Origin of the sequence: Pseudomonas alkylphenolica, from assembly GCF_000746525.1 — a bacterium.
Classification (GTDB): Bacteria; Pseudomonadota; Gammaproteobacteria; order Pseudomonadales; family Pseudomonadaceae; genus Aquipseudomonas; species Aquipseudomonas alkylphenolica.
This window is the reverse complement of sequence record NZ_CP009048.1, coordinates 781,803-803,601: the sequence shown is the minus strand read 5'-3', so window position 1 is coordinate 803,601 and position 21,799 is coordinate 781,803. Positions and strand designations below refer to the sequence as shown.

Below are 21,799 nucleotides of genomic sequence, written 5' to 3'. Positions count from 1 at the left end.
CGGGGCTTTTGTTTACGCAGGTCAGTCGGTTTTCAGGCCATCAGCCGAAACCGCCTTAACGCCATCGATCTTCTTGGTGATCATGACCGCCGTGTCTTTCTGCGACTTGGTCAGCGCAGTATCGGAAGACAGGGAAACCACACCTTTATTGGTTTCTACCTTGATGTCTGTGCCTGGAATACCTTTCTCGGTCATCAGGTCGGATTTGACCTTGGTGGTGATCCAGGTGTCTTTGGTCGCTTCTGTTGCCTTGTCCATTTCACCGGCAGCAACAGTCAGCGGAGCCTGGGCAGGCTGTTGGGCAAATGCCGCGTTAGCCAGGGTCAGAGTCAGGGCGGTGGCAGTAGCGGCAGCAATAGCGAACTTCTTCATACGAGACACTCCTGTTTTTCGAAAAGTCTGCGCCGTAAGTCCTGGCAGCAGGGGTATGACTACCGTTGCAGGGTCTATGCCAGCTTTTCTAATTGATTATTTCCTTATAAATCAGTCGTTTAGAGTTAGACGAAAAAACCGCAATCGTGCAATTTGCAAGCCTCGGCAGAATCCTGCATGCAAGATGCAAGTCCGCAAGACAATTGCCACAGGCATAAAAAAAGGACCCCGAAGGGTCCTTTTCTTTACGCTACGTTCTTAGACGCCGGATGCCTTGGCAGCGGCAACGTCCTTGATCGACAGCTTGATACGACCGCGGTTGTCCACGTCCAGTACCAGTACTTCAACTTCCTGACCTTCTTTCAGGATGTCGGTCACTTTCTCAACGCGAGCATCGCTCAGCATGGAGATGTGAACCAGACCGTCCTTGCCTGGCAGGATGTTGACGAAGGCACCGAAGTCAACGATGCGCTCGACCTTACCAACGTAGATCTTGCCGATTTCAGCTTCTGCAGTGATGCTCAGAACGCGCTGACGAGCAGCTTCAGCGGCGTCTTTGGTTTCACCGAAGATCTTGATCGAGCCGTCGTCTTCGATATCGATCGAAGCCTTGGTTTCTTCGCAGATGGCACGAATGGTCGCGCCACCTTTACCGATGACGTCACGGATCTTGTCGGTGTCGATCTTCATGGCGATCATGGTCGGAGCATTTTCCGACAACTCGCTACGCGACTGACCGATGATCTGGTTCATCTGACCGAGGATGTTCAGGCGCGCTTCCAGGGCCTGGCCCAGGGCGATTTCCATGATCTCTTCGGTGATGCCGTTGATCTTGATGTCCATCTGCAGCGCGGTAACACCTTTGGCGGTACCGGCTACTTTGAAGTCCATGTCGCCCAGGTGGTCTTCGTCACCGAGGATGTCGGTCAGGACAGCGAACTTCTCGCCTTCTTTAACCAGACCCATGGCGATACCGGCAACCGGAGCCTTCATCGGCACACCGGCGTCCATCAGGGCCAGGGAAGCACCGCAGACCGAAGCCATGGAGCTGGAGCCGTTCGATTCGGTGATTTCCGATACCACGCGGATGGTGTACGGGAACACGTCAGCGGCAGGCAGCATGGCCTGGACCGAACGACGGGCCAGACGGCCGTGACCGATTTCACGACGCCCAGCACCGCCCATGCGACCACACTCGCCTACCGAGAACGGCGGGAAGTTGTAGTGCAGCATGAAGGGGTCTTTCTTCTCGCCTTCGAGGGTGTCCAGCAGCTGGGCGTCACGCGCAGTACCCAGGGTCGCAACGACCAGGGCCTGGGTTTCGCCACGGGTGAACAGCGCCGAACCGTGAGTCTTCGGCAGAACGCCGACTTCGATGTTCAGCGGACGAACAGTCTTGGTGTCGCGGCCGTCGATACGTGGCTTGCCGTTAACGATGTTTTCGCGAACGGTGCGGTATTCGATTTCGCCGAAGATTTCTTTGACTTCGCCGGCCGATGGCTGACCTTCTTCACCGGAGAACTTGGCAATCGCCTGATCGCGCAGTTCGCCCAGGCGAGCGTAACGGTCGGCCTTAACGGTGATGGTGTAAGCCTGGGAAACCGCTTCGCCCAGTTCAGCGCGAATGGCGCTCAACAGGGAAGTGTTCTCAGCCTTGGCAGTCCAGTCCCAGGTCGGCTTGGCAGCTTCGGCAGCCAGCTCTTTGACAGCCTGGATAACAGCCTGGAATTCGTCGTGGGCGAACAGTACCGCGCCCAGCATCTGGTCTTCGGTCAGCTCTTTGGCTTCCGATTCAACCATCAGAACGGCGTCGGAAGTACCAGCAACGACCATGTCCAGGCTCGAGGCAGCCAGTTGCTCGTAAGTCGGGTTCAGCAGGTAGCCGGTGCTTTCGTGGAAAGCAACGCGCGCGGCACCGATCGGGCCTTCGAATGGAATGCCGGAGATTGCCAGGGCAGCCGAGGTACCGATCATCGCAGCGATGTCCGGATCGGTCTTCTTGCTGGTGGAAACGACGGTGCAGACAACCTGCACTTCGTTCATGAAGCCTTCTGGGAACAGCGGACGGATCGGACGGTCGATCAGACGCGAGGTCAGGGTTTCTTTCTCGGAAGGACGACCTTCACGCTTGAAGAAACCACCAGGGATCTTGCCGGCGGCGTAGGTCTTTTCCTGATAGTGAACGGACAGGGGGAAGAAGCCTTTGCCTGGATCGGCCTGTTTGGCACCGACCACGGTCACCAGTACGGTGACATCGTTGTCGACGGTGACCAATACGGCGCCGGACGCTTGACGAGCAATACGGCCCGTCTCGAGGGTAACGGTCGATTGACCGAACTGGAATTTCTTGATTACCGGGTTCACGGTTTCCTACCTTCTTCAGTGGCTCTGGGGGAACTGGTTCTTGCGAATTCTTGGGCAGCACAGGGAATCGGCCCTGTCGGCAGTCCAGATAAAACTAGAGGTTGGGAGCCTGCCCTGCCCTTGCGGAAAACCGCTCAGGCGAGACAGACAGCCAACCTCATAGATACGCGCGGCGTGCTCATCGCTCCCAATGCCAGGCACTGGAAGCAATGAATGCAGCACGCCGTGCACACCACTGGCCAGGCCGCTATTAGCGACGCAGACCCAGGCGACCGATCAGGGCGCTGTAACGAGTGGTGTCTTTGCCCTTCAGGTAGTCCAGCAGCTTACGACGCTGGTTAACCATGCGGATCAGACCACGACGGGAGTGGTGGTCTTTGCCGTTGGCCTTGAAGTGGCCTTGCAGCTTGTTGATGTTGGCGGTCAGCAGTGCAACTTGCACTTCTGGGCTACCGGTGTCACCGGCGGCTTGCTGGTATTCGCCAACGATCTTTGCTTTTTCTTCAACGCTGAGTGCCATCTGGCTTCTCCAAATCAAGGGAAACCGAACAAACGGTTTCCAATAGGCCAGGGACAAATCCCTGTATTCATAAAGTGAGGCGTAACCGTGCCTATTGACAGCCATCCTCTTTGCCACCAGTACCGGACCGGGGCCCGACACTGAAGGTTTCGATCATTCTGACCGAATCAGTCGACGCGGCGCGATGCGCCCGTCTTCGCTCACTTCACCGATACCGATGAAACGACCGTTGTGATCCTGTACCCGGACCATGCCGAACTTCGGCGCGTCGGGGGCTCTGACCGGCTGACCGTGCAGCCAGTAGAAAGCACTGTGCTCGGAAAACTGCAGCAGAGGCCAGTCTTGCAGGCCGCTGTCCGAGGGCATCAGGAAGCGATCAACCGCTTCGTTGCCACCTTCGGCGTGAACCGCTTCGAGTTCCTCGAGGGTCACGGTCTGCGCCAGTTCAAATGGCCCGGCGTGCGTGCGACGCAGTTCGGCGACATAGGCGCCACAACCGAGCATCTCGCCGATATCTTCGACCAGGGTGCGGATGTAGGTGCCTTTGCTGCAGCCAACCGACAGTCGAACGCGGGTGCCTTCGCACTCGAGCAACTCCAAGCGGTTAATAGTAACAGAACGCGCCTCGCGCTCCACTACTTCACCTGCACGGGCGAGCTTGTACAGCGGCTGTCCGTCGCGCTTGAGGGCCGAGTACATCGGTGGTATCTGACTGATTTCACCACGAAATTGTGGCAGAACGGCTTCAACATCGGCGCGACCAACGGTCACTTCGCGGGTTTTCAGCACTTCACCCTCGGCATCGCCGGTGGTGGTGGTCTGCCCCAGTTGCATGACCGTCTCGTAACCTTTGTCGGAATCGAGCAGGTACTGGGAAAACTTGGTGGCCTCACCGAAGCACAGCGGCAGCACGCCACTGGCCAGCGGGTCGAGACTGCCGGTGTGACCGGCCTTCTCGGCATTGAGCAGCCAGCGGACCTTCTGCAGCGCAGCGTTGGAGGTAAACCCCAACGGCTTGTCGAGCAGGATGATGCCACTGACGTTACGACGAATACGTTTGACCTGGGCCACCGCTTACTCCTTGGTGTCCGGGGTATCGGCGGCCTGGTGCTGACTGTCTTCGGCAACAGCACGCTCGATCAGCGCCGACAGGTGGGCGCCACGCGTCACGCTCTCGTCGTAGTGGAAATGCAGCTGCGGCACACTGCGCAGCTTCATTTCCTTGCCCAATTGCATGCGCAGAAAGCCTGCGGCGGAATTGAGCACTTTAAGGCTTTGCTTGATGTCTTCAGCGCTGTCCTGGCCCATCACGGTGATATACACCTTGGCGTGGCCGACATCGCGACTGACGTCGACGGCAGTGATGGTCACAAGACCCACGCGTGGATCTTTGACTTCGCGACGAATCAGTTGCGCGAGTTCACGCTGCATCTGATCGCCAATGCGTTGGGTACGGCTATATTCTTTGGCCATTTTTGCTACCTGTAACTAAAGCGGCAAACGCCCGACCAGGCTTGAGCCTGACCGGGCGTTGCGTTCAGAGGCGCTGGCGACCGCCTTGCGACGGGCATTTCGCGCTTCCCATGCTCGATGCTTAGAGCGTACGAGCCACTTGGACTTTCTCGAAGACTTCGATCTTGTCGCCGACTTTGACGTCGTTGTAGCTCTTCACGCCGATACCGCATTCCATGCCGGCACGCACTTCGGACGCATCGTCCTTGAAGCGACGCAGCGATTCCAGCTCGCCTTCGAAGATCACCACGTCTTCGCGCAGTACGCGGATCGGACGGTTGCGGTAGACCACACCCTCGGTGACCATACAGCCAGCGATGGCGCCGAATTTCGGCGAACGGAACACATCACGCACTTCGGCGATACCCAGGATGTTCTCGCGAACATCGCTGCCGAGCATACCGGTCAGGGCTTTCTTGACGTCTTCAATGATGTCGTAGATCACGTTGTAGTAACGCATATCCAGACCTTCCTGCTCGACGATCTTGCGCGCGCCAGCATCGGCACGCACGTTGAAGCCGAACAGTACTGCATTGGAAGCCAGGGCCAGGTTGGCGTCGCTCTCGGTGATACCACCGACACCGCCACCGATCACACGAACCTGTACTTCGTCGTTGCCCAGGCCGCTCAGGGAGCCCTGCAGGGCCTCGAGAGAACCACGTACATCGGACTTGAGTACGATGTTGAGGGTCTTCTTCTCTTCCTGGCCCATGTTCTCGAAGATGTTTTCGAGTTTGCCGGCATGTGCGCGAGCCAGTTTGACTTCGCGGAACTTGCCTTGACGGAACAGCGCGACTTCACGGGCTTTCTTCTCGTCAGCCACTACCGACAGCTCGTCACCCGCATCCGGGGTGCCGTCCAGGCCGAGGATCTCGACCGGGATTGCCGGGCCGGCTTCCTTAACAGGCTTGCCGTTTTCGTCGAGCATGGCCCGTACACGGCCATAGTTCGAACCGCACAGGACCATATCGCCCTGACGCAGGGTACCGTCCTGAACCAGCACAGTAGCCACCGGGCCGCGGCCCTTGTCCAGACGCGACTCGACGACTACACCACGGCCCGGGGCCGATGGAGTGGCCTTGAGCTCGAGGATCTCGGCTTGCAGCAGAACGGCTTCGAGCAATTCGTCGACACCGGTACCCATCTTCGCGGAAACCTTGACGAACGGCGTGTCTCCACCCCAGTCCTCGGAGGTAACGCCTTCGACGGACAGCTCGTTACGGATGCGATCGAGGTCGGCACCTGGCTTGTCGATCTTGTTCACGGCAACAACCAGTGGAACGCCAGCAGCCTTGGCATGCTGAACGGCTTCACGGGTTTGCGGCATCACACCGTCGTCCGCCGCGACCACCAGGATCACGATGTCGGTAGCCTTGGCACCACGGGCACGCATGGCGGTAAACGCGGCGTGACCTGGGGTATCGAGGAAGGTGACCATACCGCGGTCGGTTTCCACGTGGTAGGCACCGATGTGCTGGGTAATACCACCGGCTTCGCCAGCAGCTACCTTGGCACGACGGATGTAGTCGAGCAGCGAGGTCTTACCGTGGTCAACGTGGCCCATTACGGTCACGACCGGTGCACGGGTCTCGGTCTCACCTTCAAACTTCAGCGATTCGGCCAGGGAGTCTTCCAGGGCAGTGTCGCTGATCAGGGTGACCTTGTGGCCCAGCTCTTCGGCGACCAGCTGAGCGGTCTCCTGATCGAGCACCTGGTTGATGGTCACCGGAGTGCCCAGCTTGAACATGAACTTGACCACTTCAGCGCCCTTGACGGACATCTGGTTGGCCAGATCGGAAACAGTGATGGTCTCGCCGATCTGCACGTCACGGATAACCGGACCGGTCGGGCTCTGGAAACCATGGGCATTGCGCTTCTTCGGCTTGCCCTTGCCACGGCCACCACGACGGAAGCCATCGCTTTCTTCGTCGGTGGTACGCGGAGCGGCACGCGGCGTTGGCGCCTTTTCCTTTTCCTTGACCTTGACCGAAACGCGTGGCGCTTCGTTACGGCGCTCGCCACCACGACGATCGTCGTCACGCGACTTGTCGTTGCGACGCACGTCGTCTTTCTTGCGCTCGGCAACCGGCGCCGGAGCGACGTCGGCAGTCTCGATCACCGGGGCCGGAGCCTGGGCAACCGGGGCTGCGGCAGCGGCAGCAGGTGCGGCAGCTGGCTGGCGACGGTTTTCTTCCTCGGCACGCTGACGTGCTTCGGCGTCGGCCTTCTCACGGGCAGCGTTTTCGGCTGCACGGCGCTCTTCCAGCTCGCGCTTCTGCTCGGCCTGGATTTCTTCCGGGCTGCGCTGAACGAATACTTTCTTCTTGCGTACTTCTACGCTGATGCTCTTGCTACCGGCAACACGCAGGGTGCTGGTGGTCTTGCGCTGCAAGGTGATCTTGCGCGGCTCTTCCACCTTCGCCTTGTGGCTGCTCTTCAAATGAGCCAGCAGAGCCTGCTTCTCATTGTCGGTCACTACCTGACCGGCGTCGGTGTGCGGCAGACCTGCCTCACGCATCTGCTGCAGCAGGCGCTCTACCGGTGCAGCGACCTCTTGGGCCAATTCTTTCACCGTGACTTGCGTCATGCACTTCTCTCCTCAGGCCGCGCCTAATTACTCGAACCAGTGGGCTCGGGCGGCCATGATCAACTTGCCGGCACGCTCTTGGTCGATGCCGTCGATGTCGAGCAGGTCGTCAATCGACTGCTCGGCCAGGTCTTCGCGGGTAACTACGCCGCGCACCGCCAGTTCCATCGCCAAATCCTTGTCCATACCCTCAAGCGAGAGCAGGTCTTCGGCCGGATGGGCGTCTGCCAGCTTTTCCTCAGTAGCGATGGCTTTGGTCAACAAACGATCCTTGGCGCGAGCACGAAGCTCATTGACGATGTCTTCGTCAAAGCCGTCGATGTTGAGCATTTCTTCCAACGGTACGTAGGCAATCTCTTCCAGGCTGGTGAAGCCTTCATCGACCAGCACCTGTGCCAGCTCTTCGTCGACTTCCAGCTCGTCGATGAAGTTGCGCAGGATGTCACCGGTTTCAGCTTGCTGCTTGGCCTGGATGTCCGATTCGGTCATCACGTTCAGGGTCCAGCCGGTCAACTGGCTGGCAAGACGCACGTTCTGGCCACCACGGCCAATTGCCTGGGCCAGGTTGTCGGCACCCACGGCGATGTCCATGGCGTGGGCATCTTCATCGACGATGATCGCCGCGACTTCAGCCGGCGACATTGCGTTGATGACGAACTGTGCAGGGTTGTCGTCCCAGAGGACGATATCCACACGTTCGCCGCCCAGTTCACCGGACACAGCCTGGACACGCGAACCGCGCATGCCGATACAGGCACCTTGCGGGTCAATGCGTTTGTCCTTGGAGCGTACGGCGATTTTGGCGCGCGAACCCGGATCACGGGACGCGGCCATGACTTCGATCAGGCCCTCGGCGATTTCCGGCACTTCGATGCGGAACAGTTCGATCAGCATCTGTGGCGCGGTACGCGACAGGATCAGCTGCGGGCCGCGGTTCTCGGTGCGGATTTCCTTGAGCAGGGCGCGCAGGCGCACACCGACACGGAAAGTCTCGCGAGAGATGATGTCTTCACGGGCCAGCAACGCTTCGGCGTTGTTGCCCAGGTCAACGATGACATTGTCACGGGTGACCTTCTTGACGGTACCGGAGATGATCTCGCCCAGACGCTCGCGGTAAGCATCTACAACCTGAGCGCGCTCGGCTTCACGGACCTTCTGGACAATGACTTGCTTGGCGGTCTGGGCGGCAATACGGCCGAACTCGATCGACTCGATCTTTTCTTCGATCACGTCACCGACTTTGGCTTCAGGATGAGTCTCCTGAATCTTCGCCGGCCACACTTCGATCGCTGGATCGTCCAGATCTTTCTCTTCGACGACAGTCCAGCGACGGAAGGTTTCGTAGCTACCGGTGTGGCGATTGATTTCCACACGCAGGTCAACTTCGTCGTCAAAACGTTTTTTGGTTGCAGTGGCCAGAGCCACTTCCAGCGCTTCAAAAATTACGCCGGCCGGTACGCCCTTTTCGTTGGATACCGACTCAACAACCAGCAGTACTTCTTTGCTCATCGTACGCCTCGCCTTTCGCAAGCCATTGGATCCGCGCGGTCCGCGGGATCCGGCACGTCTCAGTCAAAACTGGGAATAATGTTGGCCTTGTCGATCGAATCGATCGGCAACAGGAATTCGTTGTTGTCTACCTGGACAACCACATCCTGCTCCTCCACGCCACGGAGAAGGCCCTGAAAGTTACGACGACCTTCAAAGGGCGTACGCAGCTTGATCTTCACTTGTTCGCCGGCATGCGAAGCAAACTGTTCCAAAGTGAACAGCGGGCGTTCCATGCCAGGAGAGGACACTTCAAGGGTGTACTCAGAACTGATCGGATCTTCGACATCGAGAACACCGCTGACCTGACGACTGACAATCGCGCAGTCATCAACCAGGATTCCATCCTCTTTATCGATATAGATACGCAGTACCGAATGTTTGCCTTGAGAGATGAATTCGATCCCCCAGCATTGATAGCCAAGAGCCTCGACCACCGGGGCCAACAAGGCCTGCAACTGTTCTAGCTTGCTCGACACCTGAACCCCCTCGTGCATGCTATGCAAATAAAAAATGGGCGAAGCGCCCATCCCTGATACGCCGTTGAATACCGGCGTTATGACTGTTCAGCCAAGAAAAAGCCCCTGCAAAAGGGGCTCCGCTGAAACTGGTTGCGGGGGCTGGATTTGAACCAACGACCTTCGGGTTATGAGCCCGACGAGCTACCAGACTGCTCCACCCCGCGACAAAGCTGGGGCGAAAGTATACGACCGAACCCTGTTAGGGTCAATCTAACCTCCACCTACAAGAAAGCCCGCTGTAGCGGGCTGTCTTGTTTCAATTGGTACCGAGAAGGGGACTCGAACCCCTACACCCTATGGGCACAACCACCTCAAGGTTGCGTGTCTACCAATTCCACCACCTCGGCAATACTACTTTGAAACCCGTTACTTCTGCTCTTGAGCGGGAGGAACATCGCCAGTGTTAGTGGCTTCGCTCTTCTGCTCCTGGAGCACCGGTACATCATCTGTTGCCGGCTTTTGCTGCTTCACTTCAAGTACCGCTGGATCTGGCAACCCTACCTGAGTCAGCTCATGAGCTTTCTCTTTAGCAAAGTATCCTAACCCAAGAGCAGTTAAGAAGAAAGAGGCAGCTAGTATAGCAGTAAACTTACTCAGAAAGGTAGCAGAACCTTGGCTTCCGAACACAGTATTTGAAGCACCTGCGCCGAAAGATGCACCCGCTTCCGCACCTTTACCCTGTTGCAGCAACACCAGCACTACCAAACCCAGTGCGCCCATCAGATGCAAAACAACGATCACTGTTTCCAGCATTTTTCAGTTTCCTGCGGCGCGACAAATTGCACCGAATTCGTCTGCGTTCAGAGAAGCCCCACCAATCAGGCCCCCATCGATATCCGGCATGCCGAACAGTTCAGCCGCATTGGCCGCCTTCACGCTGCCGCCGTATAGAAGCCGCACATTCTTCGCGACTTCCGGGTTCTTTGCCGCCAGTTGCTCGCGAATGGCCTTATGCACATCCTGAGCCTGCTGTGGCGAGGCTGTCAGCCCTGTACCGATGGCCCATACAGGCTCATAAGCAATCACCGCACTGGCGAAGACATCAACACCGAACGCTTCGATGACGCTGTCCAGCTGACGCCCGACAATCTCAAGCGTTTTACCTGCTTCGCGCTCTTCGAGGGTTTCCCCTACACAGAGCACCGGCTTCAAACCGCAAGCCTGTGCCGCAGCGAACTTACGGTTGAGGACTTCGTCGTTCTCGCCAATGATCTGGCGGCGTTCGGAGTGCCCAATCAGTACCAGCTCGCAACCTGCCTCAGCCAGCTGGCTCGGTGCAATTTCACCGGTCAGCGCGCCTTGTTCAGGCTGTACCGCAGAATTCTGAGCGCCAACGGCGATCGACTTACCCTGCAACCCATCAATCACCTGATTGATGAACAGCGAGGAAGGAAACACCGCGACCTCAACACCGCTCGGCAAGGCCTGATTACTCAAGCCATTGATCAGCTCAGCGACGCTGGCGCGGGTACCGTGCATCTTCCAGTTACCAGCTACCATAGGGCGACGCATGCTGTACCTCGTCGGTCAAAGTGGGCGCAGATGTTACCCAACCAAATCACTGCTGGCAAGCGTATTTCAAACGCAAACTTCACTTACCAGCTTTGCCAGGGTTTCGGCGTGTGCGCGAACCTGACTTTCGTCGTCGCCTTCGACCATTACCCGCACCAATGGCTCTGTTCCGGACTTGCGCAGCAACACGCGGCCACGCCCGGCCATTTCTTCGGTTACCCGGGCAGACGCTTCTTTCACTGCCGGATGCTCCAGCGGGTCGACCTTGCTGGCACCGAAACGCACATTGATCAGCACCTGCGGGCACTTGCGCAAGGCCTGACGGGACTGGGCAAGGGTCTCGTCGCGACGCTTGAGGGCCATCAGCACCTGCAGCGCAGCGATAATCGCATCCCCCGTAGTGGTGTGGTTGAAGCACACCACATGCCCGGAGTTCTCGCCGCCAATGATCCATTCGCGCTCGAGCAACTCAGCCATCACATAGCGGTCGCCGACCTTGGCACGCACAAAGGGGATATCAAGGTCCTTGAGCGCCAGCTCCAGGCCCAGATTGCTCATCAGCGTGCCAACCACCCCACCCTGCAGCTTGCCGCGCTCCTGCAGGTCACGGGCGATGATGAACAGCAACTCATCACCATCGACGACCGCACCGGTATGGTCGACCATCAATACCCGGTCGCCATCGCCATCGAAGGCAATACCCAGGTCAGCATGACCAACCAGAACCGCCGCCTGCAGCGATTCGATATGGGTCGAACCACAGTTTTCGTTGATGTTCAGGCCGTCTGGCTGTGCCGAAAGCACCGTGACATCAGCACCCAGCTCGCGAAACACGCTTGGCGCGACCTTGTAGGTAGCGCCGTGAGCGCAATCGACCACCAGTTTGAGGCCGGCAAAATCGGTGCTGGTCGGCACACTGCTTTTGCAGAATTCGATATAGCGCCCGGCAGCATCGTTGATTCTCGACACCTTGCCCAGCTTGCTCGACTCGACCACCGTCATTGGCTGATCGAGCAACTCTTCGATCATCAGCTCGACTTCGTCAGGCAACTTGGTGCCTTGACCGGAGAAGAACTTGATACCGTTGTCATCATGTGGATTGTGCGAGGCACTGATAACGATACCCGCCTCGGCATGGAAGGTCCGGGTCAGGTAGGCGATGGCTGGGGTCGGCATCGGCCCGAGCAACATCACATCAGCGCCAGCGGCGGACAAGCCAGCCTCCAGGGCCGATTCGAACATGTACCCGGAAATGCGGGTATCCTTGCCCACCAGCACCCGGCAAGCGCCCATCTTGCGAAAGGCCATGCCCGCGGCCCAGCCGAGCTTGAGCATAAAGTCAGGGGTAATGGGGTATTCGCCGACACGGCCACGGATACCGTCGGTACCAAAATATTTTCTGCTCATAGATGCTCCATCACGCTTATTCGGCGGTTTGAACCGCTGCAATCATCCGCACTACATCGGCGGTTTCGGCGACATCGTGAACACGCAGGATGCTCGCACCCTTGGTCATCGCCAGCGCAGCCAGGGCAAGGCTGCCATAGAGCCGTTCTCCGACCGGACGACCAAGGGCCAGGCCGATCATGCTCTTGCGCGAAACGCCCACCAGCAAGGGACGCCCCAGCTGATAAAGTGCTTCCATGTGTTTGAACAGGCTAAGGTTGTGCTCCAGCGTCTTGGCAAAGCCGAAGCCCGGATCGAGGATGATCCGCCCGGCGTCGATGCCGACGGCCGCGCAAGCCGCCATTCGCTCTTCAAGATAGCTCGCTACCTCGGCCGTGACATCCTGGTAATGCGGATTGTCCTGCATGTCACCCGGCTCGCCGCGCATATGCATCAGACACACTGGCAAACCGGTAGCGGCAGCAGCATCCAGAGCACCGTCACGGCTGAGCGAACGCACATCGTTGATCAGCCCTGCACCGAGCCTGGCCGACTCACGGATGACCGCTGGCGTCGAGGTATCAACCGAGATGATCACATCGAGTTCACGATTGATGGCTTCGACGATCGGGGCAACGCGCTCCAGTTCTTCAAGCGCAGACACCGCTCGAGCCCCAGGACGAGTGGACTCGCCACCGACATCGACCAGGGTCGCACCGGCAGCCACCATCGCCTCGGCATGACGCAATGCCGCATCACGCTGGGTGAAACGACCGCCATCGGAGAAGGAATCGGGGGTGATATTGAGAATACCCATGACATGGGCACGGGACAAATCAAGAACCCGGTTGCCGCAAGGCAACCGGGTTGGGTACTGCTTTGACGTCATAAAAGCCCTTAGATTTGCGCCGCCGGGCCGCCAATCGGCGATTCCGGGCGATCACTCTGCGGTGCAGGCGTACCCGAGCCATCTTCCCAGTCACGCGGCTCGCGCGGGGTACGGCCAGCCATGATGTCGTCGATCTGCTCGGCATCAATGGTCTCGTACTTCATCAGCGCATCAGCCATAGCGTCGAGCTTGTCACGGTTATCCGTAAGGATCTGCTTGGCGGTGGCATAGCACTGATCGATGATGCTGCGCACCTCGGAGTCGATCAGCTTGGCCGTTTCGCCCGAGACGCTGGCATGCTGGGAGCCGGCGCTGCGACCCAGGAAGACTTCACCTTCTTCTTCGGCATACATCAGCGGCCCGAGTTTTTCCGACAGGCCCCATTTGGTGACCATGTTCCGGGCAATCTGGCTGGCACGCATGATGTCATTGGAAGCACCGGTAGTCACACCGTCGAAACCAAGGGTCATTTCCTCGGCGATACGGCCGCCGTACAGCGAGCAGATCTGGCTGATCAAGGCACGTTTGGACAGGCTGTAACGATCTTCCTCAGGAAGGAACATGGTGACGCCCAGGGCGCGACCACGCGGAATGATCGACACCTTGTAGACCGGATCATGCTCAGGCACGACGCGACCAACGATGGCATGACCCGCTTCGTGATAAGCCGTATTGCGCTTCTCTTTCTCGGACATGACCATGGTTTTGCGCTCGGCGCCCATCATGATCTTGTCTTTGGCCAGCTCGAACTCTTTCATCTCGACGACGCGCTTACCGCCACGGGCAGCAAACAGCGAGGCTTCGTTGACCAGGTTGGCAAGGTCGGCACCGGAGAAACCAGGGGTACCACGAGCGATGACTGCCGGGTTGACGTTGTCGCCGACCGGCACTTTGCGCATGTGCACCTTGAGGATCTGCTCACGACCGCGAATGTCCGGCAGACCGACCACGACCTGACGGTCGAAGCGGCCAGGACGCAGCAGCGCCGGGTCGAGCACATCAGGACGGTTGGTCGCGGCAATGACGATGATGCCGTCATTCATCTCGAAACCATCCATCTCCACCAGCAACTGGTTGAGGGTCTGCTCGCGCTCGTCGTGACCGCCACCCATGCCGGCGCCACGATGGCGACCAACGGCGTCGATTTCGTCGATGAAGATGATGCACGGTGCGTGTTTCTTGGCCTGCTCGAACATGTCGCGAACACGGCTGGCGCCGACACCGACGAACATTTCGACGAAGTCGGAACCGGAGATGGTGAAGAACGGAACCTTGGCTTCACCGGCAATGGCCTTGGCCAGCAAGGTTTTACCGGTACCCGGCGGGCCGACCATCAGCACGCCACGGGGAATGCGGCCACCCAGGCGCTGGAACTTGCCTGGATCGCGCAGGAACTCTACCAGTTCGCCAACCTCTTCCTTGGCTTCGTCGCAACCTGCGACATCGGCCAGCGTAGTCTTGACCTGGTCTTCGGATAGCAGACGCGCCTTGCTCTTGCCGAAGCTCATCGGCCCGCCCTTGCCGCCTGCACCACCTTGCATCTGGCGCATGAAGAACATGAATACGGCAATGATCACCAGGATCGGGAAGCTGGCGACCAGCAGTTGGGTCCAGATGGACTGTTGCTCAGGCTGCTTGCCCTCGACCACGACATGGTTGTCGACCAGATCACCGATCAGGCCGTTGTCCTGGATGGCCGGACGGATGGTCTTGAAGCTGTCGCCATCGGTACGCTTGCCGGTGATGACATAGCCATCGACCGCTACGCGCTCGACCTTGCCATCCTTGACCTGCTGAATGAAGTCGGAATAGTTGAGGGTCTGTGGCTCATTCGGGCTGGAGAAGTTGTTCATCACTGTCACCAGGACAGCCGCGATGATCAACCACAGGATCAAGTTCTTTGCCATATCGTTCAATTAGCTACCCTCTGAAGCCGGCTGACGGCGCAGCCGTGCCTCGCATGATATTCACCGGCCTAACTTACTACATAACCTACACATCTGCAGGCGCCGTCTGTAACCCTTTGTGAAACCTAGACTACACGATGTTCATCCAGGTCAGGCAGGACAGCCGATTGGAAATAACTATCGAGCACCCTGAAAGTCACCGGCCTGAAGCCTTACTCGCCGCGATAACCCCTCGCCAGCAAGTACTGCTCGCGGGAGCGATCCCGCGAAGAGTCAGGCTTGATCATCTGAACCTTGTCGAATTTCTGACGAGCGTCCTTCAGATATACGTCAAAGCCTTCGCCCTGGAAAATCTTGATCAGGAAATCCCCACCCGGCTTGAGTACCCGGGTCGCCAGATCAAGGGCCAGTTCACACAGGAACATGGACTTGGGGATATCCACAGCAGGCGTACCACTCATATTGGGGGCCATATCGGAAATCACAAGGTCTACATGTGAATTACCTACCGCCGCAAGGATCTGCTCCAGCACTTCGTCCTGAGTGAAGTCACCCTGGACAAAGGTAACGTCCGGAATACTGTCCATTTCCAGGATGTCCGAGGCAATCAGGCGGCCCTGACCGCCGATCAGACGACTGGTCACCTGCGACCAGCCACCCGGTGCAGCACCGAGATCGACTACGCTCATACCAGGGCGGATAATCCGGTACTTTTCCTGAATTTCCAGCAATTTGTAGCTCGCTCGCGAGCGGTAACCATCCTTTTGCGCCTTTTTGACATAAGGATCGTTGAAGTGTTCTTTCAGCCAGCCAAGGCTTGTCTTGGAACGCGCCACTGGGCACCTCGATGATTAGGGTCGTGATTAACTGGGCGGATCCACGGGCCCTCGGGTAAAATGGCCGCCATTTTTACAGAATCAGACACAAGGGTCAGATTATGCCGCTCAATAACGAGCAGAAGAAACAGTACAAATCCATTGGCCACGACCTGAAACCAGTTCTGATTGTGGCAGGCAACGGGCTGACTGAGGGCGTTATCGCCGAACTCGAACGCGCTCTGGCCGATCACGAACTGATCAAGGTCGAGATTCGTTCGGAAGATCGGGAAGAACGTGCCGCCGCAATCGCCGCACTGTGCAAAGCCGGTCGCGCCGAGCTGGTACAGACCATCGGCAAAAAGGCACTGATCTATCGCCGCAACCCACAGCCGAACAAGCAGCTGTCGAACATCCATCGCTACAAGTGATGTTCGCCGCGGTCAGTGGCGCGCCCTGCGCGCCCTGCCCGGCACCGGCTGCATGACCAGCAGCAAGCCGGTAAGACCCAACACCAGGTAGCAGAACAGCTGCCAGCGCAATTCCCCCGGCATGCCCACGCGCAAGGCGAAATACACCACGCACGCCAGCATTGCCATCGACAACAACTGCCCCCGCATGTCCCGCCACAGACTGGCCAGGCCCTGTGCCTGCATCAGCACCAGTGCCTGCACGCCTGCGCAAAATGCCGCAAACGCCACCAGCAACGATGCCATCAGGCTACCAATATCCTCGATCAACAGCGGCGCCAGGCCAATCTGGCCCAACGCCGGCAGCAGACCGAAATGCAGCATCCACAGGCCACCGACCCAGAACACCTGGGTCAGTTGCCAGATTGCCGGGGCGGCTGCAAAGCCCCGGCGACGGTCAGATGTGTTTGACTTCGACAATCTCGTACTCGACCGTACCGCTTGGCGTTTTGATCACCACGGTATCACCCTCTTCCTTGCCAATGATGGCCCGGGCGATCGGAGCACCGACCGAGAGCTTGCCCTGCTTCACGTCCGCTTCGTCCTCACCCACGATCTGGTAAGTCACCTGATCGCCGGTCTCGGTGTTTTCCAGGTCCACGGTGGTACCGAAAATCACTTTGCCGGTGTGGGCGATGGTGGTGACGTCGATCACCACCGAGTTCTGCAGACGGCCTTCGATATCGCGAATACGCGCCTCGACCATACCCTGCTCTTCACGGGCAGCGTGGTACTCGGCGTTTTCCTTGAGATCGCCCAGCTCGCGGGCTTCACCAATGGCCTGGCTCAGGCGCGGACGCTCGGTCTTGCTCAGGAAAAGGTGCTCTTCCTCCAGGGCGCGAGCGCCCTGGACGGTCATCGGGTACTTGGTAATGCTCATGCTTTGAGTCCTGCATGCAGATCCTGCAAGCGGCGAACGGTCTTTTCAGGACCAAACTTCAGCGCTTCGCAGATGGCTTCACCGGCCGCAATGGTGGTGGTGCAGTAAATCTTGTGCTGCAACGCATTGCGACGAATCGAGTAGGAGTCGGCGATCGACTGGCGGCCTTCGGTGGTGTTGATGATCAGCGACACTTCGTCGTTCTTGATCATGTCGACCACGTGCGGACGACCTTCGGTCACCTTGTTCACGCGACGCACTTTCAGGCCAGCCGCCTCGATAACCTTGGCGGTACCGACGGTGGCAACCACTTCGAAGCCCAGGGCGATCAGGTCGCGAGCAACACCGGCCACTTGTGGCTTGTCGTCGTCACGCACGCTGATGAACGCAGTACCGCCGGTCGGCAGCACTTCGGAGGCACCCATCTGGGCCTTGGCGAACGCTTCACCGAAGCTGTCGCCGACACCCATGACTTCACCGGTGGATTTCATCTCAGGGCCGAGGATTGGGTCAACACCCGGGAACTTGGCAAACGGGAACACCGCTTCTTTGACACTGTAGAAGTTAGGAATGATTTCCTTGGTGAAACCGATTTCTTTCAGCGATTTGCCAGCCATGACGCGCGCGGCAATCATCGCCAGCGAAGTGCCGATGCACTTGGAGACGAAAGGCACGGTACGCGAAGCGCGCGGGTTGACTTCGATCACGTAGATCTTGTCGCCCTGCAGCGCCAGCTGGACGTTCATCAGGCCGACAACACCCAGCTCCAGGGCCATTTTCTTGACCTGCTCGCGGACTTCGTCCTGAACATGGGCCGGCAGCGAGTACGGTGGCAGCGAGCAAGCCGAGTCACCGGAGTGAACACCCGCCTGTTCGATGTGCTGCATGATCGCGCCGATCACTACGTCCTTGCCGTCACAGACCGCATCCACGTCCATCTCGATGGCGCAGTTGAGGAAGTGGTCGAGCAGTACCGGACTGTCGTTGGACACTTGCACCGCTTCGCGCAGGTAGCGCTTGAGTTCGTCCAGCTCGTAGACGATTTCCATCGCACGGCCGCCCAGTACATAGGACGGACGCACCACCAGCGGATAACCGATAACGCCGGCAGCACGAATTGCTTCGTCTTCGCTGCGCACGGTGGCGTTAGGCGGCTGCAGCAGGTTCAGGCGCTGAACCATGTGCTGGAAGCGCTCACGGTCTTCCGCGCGGTCGATGGCGTCAGGGCTGGTACCGATGATCGGCACGCCGGCTTCTTCCAGGGCACGCGCCAGTTTCAGCGGAGTCTGGCCGCCGTAGTGGACGATCACGCCTTTTGGCTTCTCGACACGCACCACTTCCAGCACGTCTTCCAGGGTCAGCGGCTCGAAGTACAGACGGTCGGAGGTATCGTAGTCGGTGGAGACGGTTTCCGGGTTGCAGTTGACCATGATGGTCTCGTAACCGTCTTCACGCAGGGCCAGTGCCGCGTGTACGCAGCAGTAGTCGAACTCGATACCTTGACCGATACGGTTAGGACCGCCGCCGAGGATCATGATCTTGTCGCGGGTCGACGGGTTCGCTTCGCACTCTTCCTCGTAGGTCGAGTACAGGTAGGCGGTGTCGGTGGCGAACTCGGCCGCGCAGGTGTCAACGCGCTTGTAGACCGGGAACACTTCCAGCTTGTGGCGGTGACGACGCAGGTTCTTGTCGGTGATACCCAGCAGCTTGGCCAGACGCTGGTCGGAGAAGCCCTTGCGCTTCAGACGCAGCATCAGGTCCTTGTCGATCGCCGACAGGGCCAGGGTCTTGACCTTCTCTTCTTCTTTGATCAGGTCTTCCATCTGCACCAGGAACCAGTGGTCGATACCGGTCAGGGCGAAGATTTCGTCGCAGGTCATGCCCGAGCGCATGGCGTCAGCCACATACCAGATGCGCTCGGCACCCGGCACGGTCAGCTCGCGCTTGAGGATGCTGGCAGCGTCAGGGCTGGCCAGGTCGACTTTCGGGTCGAGGCCGCAAACACCGACTTCCAGACCGCGCAGAGCTTTCTGCAGGGATTCCTGGAAGGTCCGGCCGATGGCCATGACTTCACCCACGGACTTCATCTGGGTGGTCAGGCGGGCGTCGGCTTTCGGGAATTTTTCGAAGGCGAAACGTGGCAGCTTGGTAACGACGTAGTCGATCGACGGCTCGAAGGAAGCCGGGGTACGGCCGCCAGTGATGTCGTTCTGCAGTTCGTCGAGGGTGTAACCGACAGCCAGCTTGGCGGCGATCTTGGCGATCGGGAAACCGGTGGCTTTCGAGGCCAGGGCCGAGGAACGCGATACCCGCGGGTTCATCTCGATCACGACCATGCGACCGGTGTCCGGGCAGATACCGAACTGAACGTTGGAGCCGCCGGTTTCAACACCGATTTCACGCAGCACCGCCAGCGAGGCGTTGCGCATGATCTGGTATTCCTTGTCGGTCAGGGTCTGTGCCGGAGCCACGGTGATCGAATCACCGGTGTGCACGCCCATCGGGTCGAAGTTCTCGATCGAGCAGACGATGATGCAGTTGTCCTTTTTGTCGCGGACCACTTCCATCTCGTACTCTTTCCAGCCGATCAGCGATTCGTCGATCAGCAGCTCTTTGGTCGGCGACAGGTCCAGACCACGGGCGCAGATTTCTTCGAATTCTTCACGGTTGTAAGCAATACCGCCACCGGTGCCGCCCATGGTGAAGGACGGACGGATGATGCACGGGAAGCCGAGCTTCTCGAGCACTGCGTTGGCTTCTTCCATGCTGTGGGCGATACCGGAGCGCGGGCATTCCAGGCCGATGGCCTTCATGGCGGTATCGAAGCGCGAACGGTCTTCGGCTTTGTCGATGGTGTCGGCGTTGGCACCGATCATTTCCACGCCGAACTTTTCCAGGACGCCTTCGCGCTCCAGGTCCAGGGCGCAGTTCAGGGCGGTCTGGCCACCCATGGTCGGCAGCAGCGCGTCAGGGCGCTCTTTTTCGATGATCTTGGCAACGGTCTGCCACTTGATCGGCTCGATGTAGGTGGCGTCGGCCATGGCCGGGTCGGTCATGATGGTGGCCGGGTTGGAGTTCACCAGGATGACGCGATAGCCCTCTTCGCGCAGGGCTTTACAGGCCTGGGCGCCGGAGTAGTCGAATTCGCAGGCCTGGCCGATCACGATCGGGCCAGCGCCAAGAATCAGGATGCTTTTAATGTCTGTACGTTTTGGCATGGGTATCACTCAATTCCGCAGGTCAGTCGGCAAGCCGCTTTGAACAATCTTGGGACAGCACCTGAACGCGGCTTGCACCGGTTCAGGGCCTTCTCGCAGGTGCTCAGCGGCGCTTGGCCATGGCATCGATGAAACGGTCGAACAGAGGCGCGACGTCAGTCGGGCCCGGGCTGGCTTCAGGGTGACCCTGGAAGCTGAACGCGCTCTTGTCGGTGCGCTCGATACCCTGCAGGGTACCGTCGAACAGCGACTTGTGGATGGCGCGGACGTTGCCCGGCAGGGTGGCCTCATCAACCGCGAAACCGTGGTTCTGGCTGGTGATCATCACCACGCCGGTATCCAGGTCCTGGACCGGGTGGTTGGCACCGTGGTGACCATGACCCATTTTCACGGTCTTGGCACCGGAGGCCAGGGCCAGCAGCTGGTGACCCAGGCAGATACCGAATACCGGGATTTCGGTTTCGAGGATGTCCTTGATCGCCTGGATCGCGTAGTCGCATGGCTCCGGATCACCAGGGCCGTTGGACAGGAACACGCCATCCGGGTTGAGCGCCAGGACTTCGCTGGCCGGGGTTTGCGCCGGCACCACGGTCAGGCGGCAGCCGCGGGCGACCAGCATGCGCAGGATGTTCAGCTTGACGCCGTAGTCGTAGGCAACCACGTGGTACGGCAGCTCGGCGGCATCGATGGTCGCGTGGCTGTCGGTTTTCAGCTCCCAGACGCTGGAGCGCCATTCGTAGCTGGACTTGGTGCTGACAACTTTTGCCAGGTCCATGCCCTTGAGGCCAGGAAAACCGCGAGCGGCGGCGATTGCAGCCTCTTCGCTGATGTTGTCGCCGGCCAGGATGCAACCGTTCTGCGCGCCCTTCTCACGCAGGATGCGCGTCAGACGACGCGTGTCGATACCGGCGATCGCTACCACGTTATTGGCTTTGAGGTAGTCAGGCAGCGACTGCTTGTTGCGCCAGTTGCTCGCGATTAGTGGCAGGTCGCGAATCACCAGACCGGCCGACCAGACGCGGTCGGACTCGGCGTCTTCCGGCGTGGTACCGGTGTTGCCGATGTGCGGGTAAGTCAGGGTAACGATTTGCTGCGCATAGGAAGGGTCAGTCAGGATTTCCTGATAGCCGGTCATTGCGGTGTTAAACACCACCTCACCAACGGTTTGTCCGTCGGCTCCAATGGCTTCACCGCGAAAAATGCTGCCATCGGCAAGGGCGAGTATGGCTGGCTTAGTCAAGAAGACCTCCCGTAAATCAAGCCTGAAGGGGCGATCGCAGGTTGCAAAAAAGCGGAAT

19 protein-coding genes and 2 tRNA genes are annotated in these 21,799 nt (G+C 58.9%); 1 reads left to right on the top strand and 20 read right to left on the bottom strand.

The features are described 5' to 3' along the window. Positions 1-21 precede the first annotated feature (21 nt). From PSAKL28_RS03785 to rlmE, 16 genes are all read right to left on the bottom strand, one after another. A complete protein-coding gene (locus PSAKL28_RS03785; RefSeq protein ID WP_038606786.1) occupies positions 22-372 on the bottom strand; it encodes a BON domain-containing protein in 351 nt (116 codons plus the stop codon). Positions 373-630: 258 nt separating this feature from the next. Beyond that, on the bottom strand, positions 631-2,736 hold the full coding sequence (gene pnp, locus PSAKL28_RS03780) for a polyribonucleotide nucleotidyltransferase (RefSeq protein ID WP_038606784.1): 2,106 nt from the start codon (positions 2,734-2,736) through the stop codon (positions 631-633). Between the two features lie 250 nt (positions 2,737-2,986). Further along, entirely contained in the window at positions 2,987-3,256 is a 270-nt protein-coding gene (gene rpsO / locus PSAKL28_RS03775) for a 30S ribosomal protein S15 (protein ID WP_010222985.1), read from the bottom strand. Between the two features lie 153 nt (positions 3,257-3,409). Next, positions 3,410-4,327 carry a tRNA pseudouridine(55) synthase TruB gene (truB, locus tag PSAKL28_RS03770; RefSeq protein ID WP_038606780.1) on the bottom strand — a complete coding sequence of 306 codons (918 nt, stop codon included), beginning with the start codon at positions 4,325-4,327 and terminating at the stop codon, positions 3,410-3,412. A 3-nt stretch (positions 4,328-4,330) separates the two neighbouring features. Next, positions 4,331-4,729 carry a 30S ribosome-binding factor RbfA gene (rbfA, locus tag PSAKL28_RS03765; protein ID WP_038606777.1) on the bottom strand — a complete coding sequence of 133 codons (399 nt, stop codon included), beginning with the start codon at positions 4,727-4,729 and terminating at the stop codon, positions 4,331-4,333. Positions 4,730-4,850: 121 nt separating this feature from the next. Next, positions 4,851-7,355, bottom strand: a complete 2,505-nt coding sequence (infB, locus tag PSAKL28_RS03760) for a translation initiation factor IF-2 (protein ID WP_038606774.1) — start codon at positions 7,353-7,355, stop codon at positions 4,851-4,853. 27 nt (positions 7,356-7,382) lie between these two features. Beyond that, positions 7,383-8,864: a transcription termination factor NusA gene (nusA, locus tag PSAKL28_RS03755; protein ID WP_038606771.1), complete on the bottom strand. Its 1,482-nt coding sequence runs from the start codon at positions 8,862-8,864 to the stop codon at positions 7,383-7,385. Positions 8,865-8,923: 59 nt separating this feature from the next. Then, the gene (gene rimP, locus PSAKL28_RS03750; RefSeq protein ID WP_038616231.1) at positions 8,924-9,382 is read right to left on the bottom strand and encodes a ribosome maturation factor RimP; all 459 of its coding nucleotides are present in this window, start codon (positions 9,380-9,382) and stop codon (positions 8,924-8,926) included. Positions 9,383-9,511: 129 nt separating this feature from the next. Next, a tRNA-Met gene (locus PSAKL28_RS03745) sits at positions 9,512-9,588 on the bottom strand. A gap of 97 nt (positions 9,589-9,685) precedes the next feature. After that, positions 9,686-9,771 (bottom strand) — tRNA-Leu (locus PSAKL28_RS03740). Positions 9,772-9,790: 19 nt separating this feature from the next. Further along, positions 9,791-10,177 (bottom strand): preprotein translocase subunit SecG, encoded by a 387-nt coding sequence (gene secG / locus PSAKL28_RS03735; RefSeq protein ID WP_038606768.1) that lies wholly within the window; start codon positions 10,175-10,177, stop codon positions 9,791-9,793. Positions 10,178-10,180: 3 nt separating this feature from the next. Beyond that, positions 10,181-10,936 carry a triose-phosphate isomerase gene (gene tpiA / locus PSAKL28_RS03730; protein ID WP_038606765.1) on the bottom strand — a complete coding sequence of 252 codons (756 nt, stop codon included), beginning with the start codon at positions 10,934-10,936 and terminating at the stop codon, positions 10,181-10,183. Positions 10,937-11,002: 66 nt separating this feature from the next. Beyond that, positions 11,003-12,343, bottom strand: a complete 1,341-nt coding sequence (gene glmM, locus PSAKL28_RS03725; protein ID WP_038606763.1) for a phosphoglucosamine mutase — start codon at positions 12,341-12,343, stop codon at positions 11,003-11,005. Positions 12,344-12,359: 16 nt separating this feature from the next. Continuing rightward, complete coding sequence (gene folP / locus PSAKL28_RS03720; protein ID WP_038606760.1) at positions 12,360-13,211, bottom strand: dihydropteroate synthase; 852 nt, start codon at positions 13,209-13,211, stop codon at positions 12,360-12,362. An 8-nt stretch (positions 13,212-13,219) separates the two neighbouring features. Further along, positions 13,220-15,118 carry an ATP-dependent zinc metalloprotease FtsH gene (ftsH, locus tag PSAKL28_RS03715; protein ID WP_038606757.1) on the bottom strand — a complete coding sequence of 633 codons (1,899 nt, stop codon included), beginning with the start codon at positions 15,116-15,118 and terminating at the stop codon, positions 13,220-13,222. A 212-nt stretch (positions 15,119-15,330) separates the two neighbouring features. Beyond that, positions 15,331-15,954 (bottom strand): 23S rRNA (uridine(2552)-2'-O)-methyltransferase RlmE, encoded by a 624-nt coding sequence (rlmE, locus tag PSAKL28_RS03710; protein ID WP_038606755.1) that lies wholly within the window; start codon positions 15,952-15,954, stop codon positions 15,331-15,333. Positions 15,955-16,055: 101 nt separating this feature from the next. Between rlmE and yhbY the strand changes: the two genes are divergently transcribed. Then, complete coding sequence (yhbY, locus tag PSAKL28_RS03705; protein WP_038606752.1) at positions 16,056-16,364, top strand: ribosome assembly RNA-binding protein YhbY; 309 nt, start codon at positions 16,056-16,058, stop codon at positions 16,362-16,364. A gap of 12 nt (positions 16,365-16,376) precedes the next feature. Here yhbY and PSAKL28_RS03700 read toward each other — a convergent pair whose 3' ends face one another. The 4 genes from PSAKL28_RS03700 to carA all read right to left on the bottom strand — a co-directional run bounded on the left by PSAKL28_RS03700 (position 16,377) and on the right by carA (position 21,741). Further along, on the bottom strand, positions 16,377-16,823 hold the full coding sequence (locus PSAKL28_RS03700) for an MFS transporter (protein ID WP_174446935.1): 447 nt from the start codon (positions 16,821-16,823) through the stop codon (positions 16,377-16,379). Next, positions 16,801-17,283, bottom strand: a complete 483-nt coding sequence (gene greA, locus PSAKL28_RS03695; RefSeq protein ID WP_084167971.1) for a transcription elongation factor GreA — start codon at positions 17,281-17,283, stop codon at positions 16,801-16,803. The genes PSAKL28_RS03700 and greA overlap by 23 nt, the downstream gene beginning before the upstream one ends. Then, on the bottom strand, positions 17,280-20,501 hold the full coding sequence (carB, locus tag PSAKL28_RS03690) for a carbamoyl-phosphate synthase large subunit (RefSeq protein ID WP_038606746.1): 3,222 nt from the start codon (positions 20,499-20,501) through the stop codon (positions 17,280-17,282). The genes greA and carB overlap by 4 nt, the downstream gene beginning before the upstream one ends. Before the next feature lie 103 nt (positions 20,502-20,604). Beyond that, positions 20,605-21,741 carry a glutamine-hydrolyzing carbamoyl-phosphate synthase small subunit gene (gene carA, locus PSAKL28_RS03685; RefSeq protein WP_038606743.1) on the bottom strand — a complete coding sequence of 379 codons (1,137 nt, stop codon included), beginning with the start codon at positions 21,739-21,741 and terminating at the stop codon, positions 20,605-20,607. Positions 21,742-21,799: the final 58 nt, after the last annotated feature.

Bases quoted from the DNA above. Each gene is read 5' to 3' on its own strand.
- PSAKL28_RS03785 (WP_038606786.1), bottom strand. From the start codon at position 372: ATGAAGAAGTTCGCTATTGCTGCCGCTACTGCCACCGCCCTGACTCTG.
- rpsO (WP_010222985.1), bottom strand. From the start codon at position 3,256: ATGGCACTCAGCGTTGAAGAAAAAGCAAAGATCGTTGGCGAATACCAG.
- rbfA (WP_038606777.1), bottom strand. From the start codon at position 4,729: ATGGCCAAAGAATATAGCCGTACCCAACGCATTGGCGATCAGATGCAG.
- infB (WP_038606774.1), bottom strand. From the start codon at position 7,355: ATGACGCAAGTCACGGTGAAAGAATTGGCCCAAGAGGTCGCTGCACCG.
- nusA (WP_038606771.1), bottom strand. From the start codon at position 8,864: ATGAGCAAAGAAGTACTGCTGGTTGTTGAGTCGGTATCCAACGAAAAG.
- secG (WP_038606768.1), bottom strand. From the start codon at position 10,177: ATGCTGGAAACAGTGATCGTTGTTTTGCATCTGATGGGCGCACTGGGT.
- tpiA (WP_038606765.1), bottom strand. From the start codon at position 10,936: ATGCGTCGCCCTATGGTAGCTGGTAACTGGAAGATGCACGGTACCCGC.
- glmM (WP_038606763.1), bottom strand. From the start codon at position 12,343: ATGAGCAGAAAATATTTTGGTACCGACGGTATCCGTGGCCGTGTCGGC.
- folP (WP_038606760.1), bottom strand. From the start codon at position 13,211: ATGACGTCAAAGCAGTACCCAACCCGGTTGCCTTGCGGCAACCGGGTT.
- ftsH (WP_038606757.1), bottom strand. From the start codon at position 15,118: ATGGCAAAGAACTTGATCCTGTGGTTGATCATCGCGGCTGTCCTGGTG.
- yhbY (WP_038606752.1), top strand. From the start codon at position 16,056: ATGCCGCTCAATAACGAGCAGAAGAAACAGTACAAATCCATTGGCCAC.
- greA (WP_084167971.1), bottom strand. From the start codon at position 17,283: ATGAGCATTACCAAGTACCCGATGACCGTCCAGGGCGCTCGCGCCCTG.
- carB (WP_038606746.1), bottom strand. From the start codon at position 20,501: ATGCCAAAACGTACAGACATTAAAAGCATCCTGATTCTTGGCGCTGGC.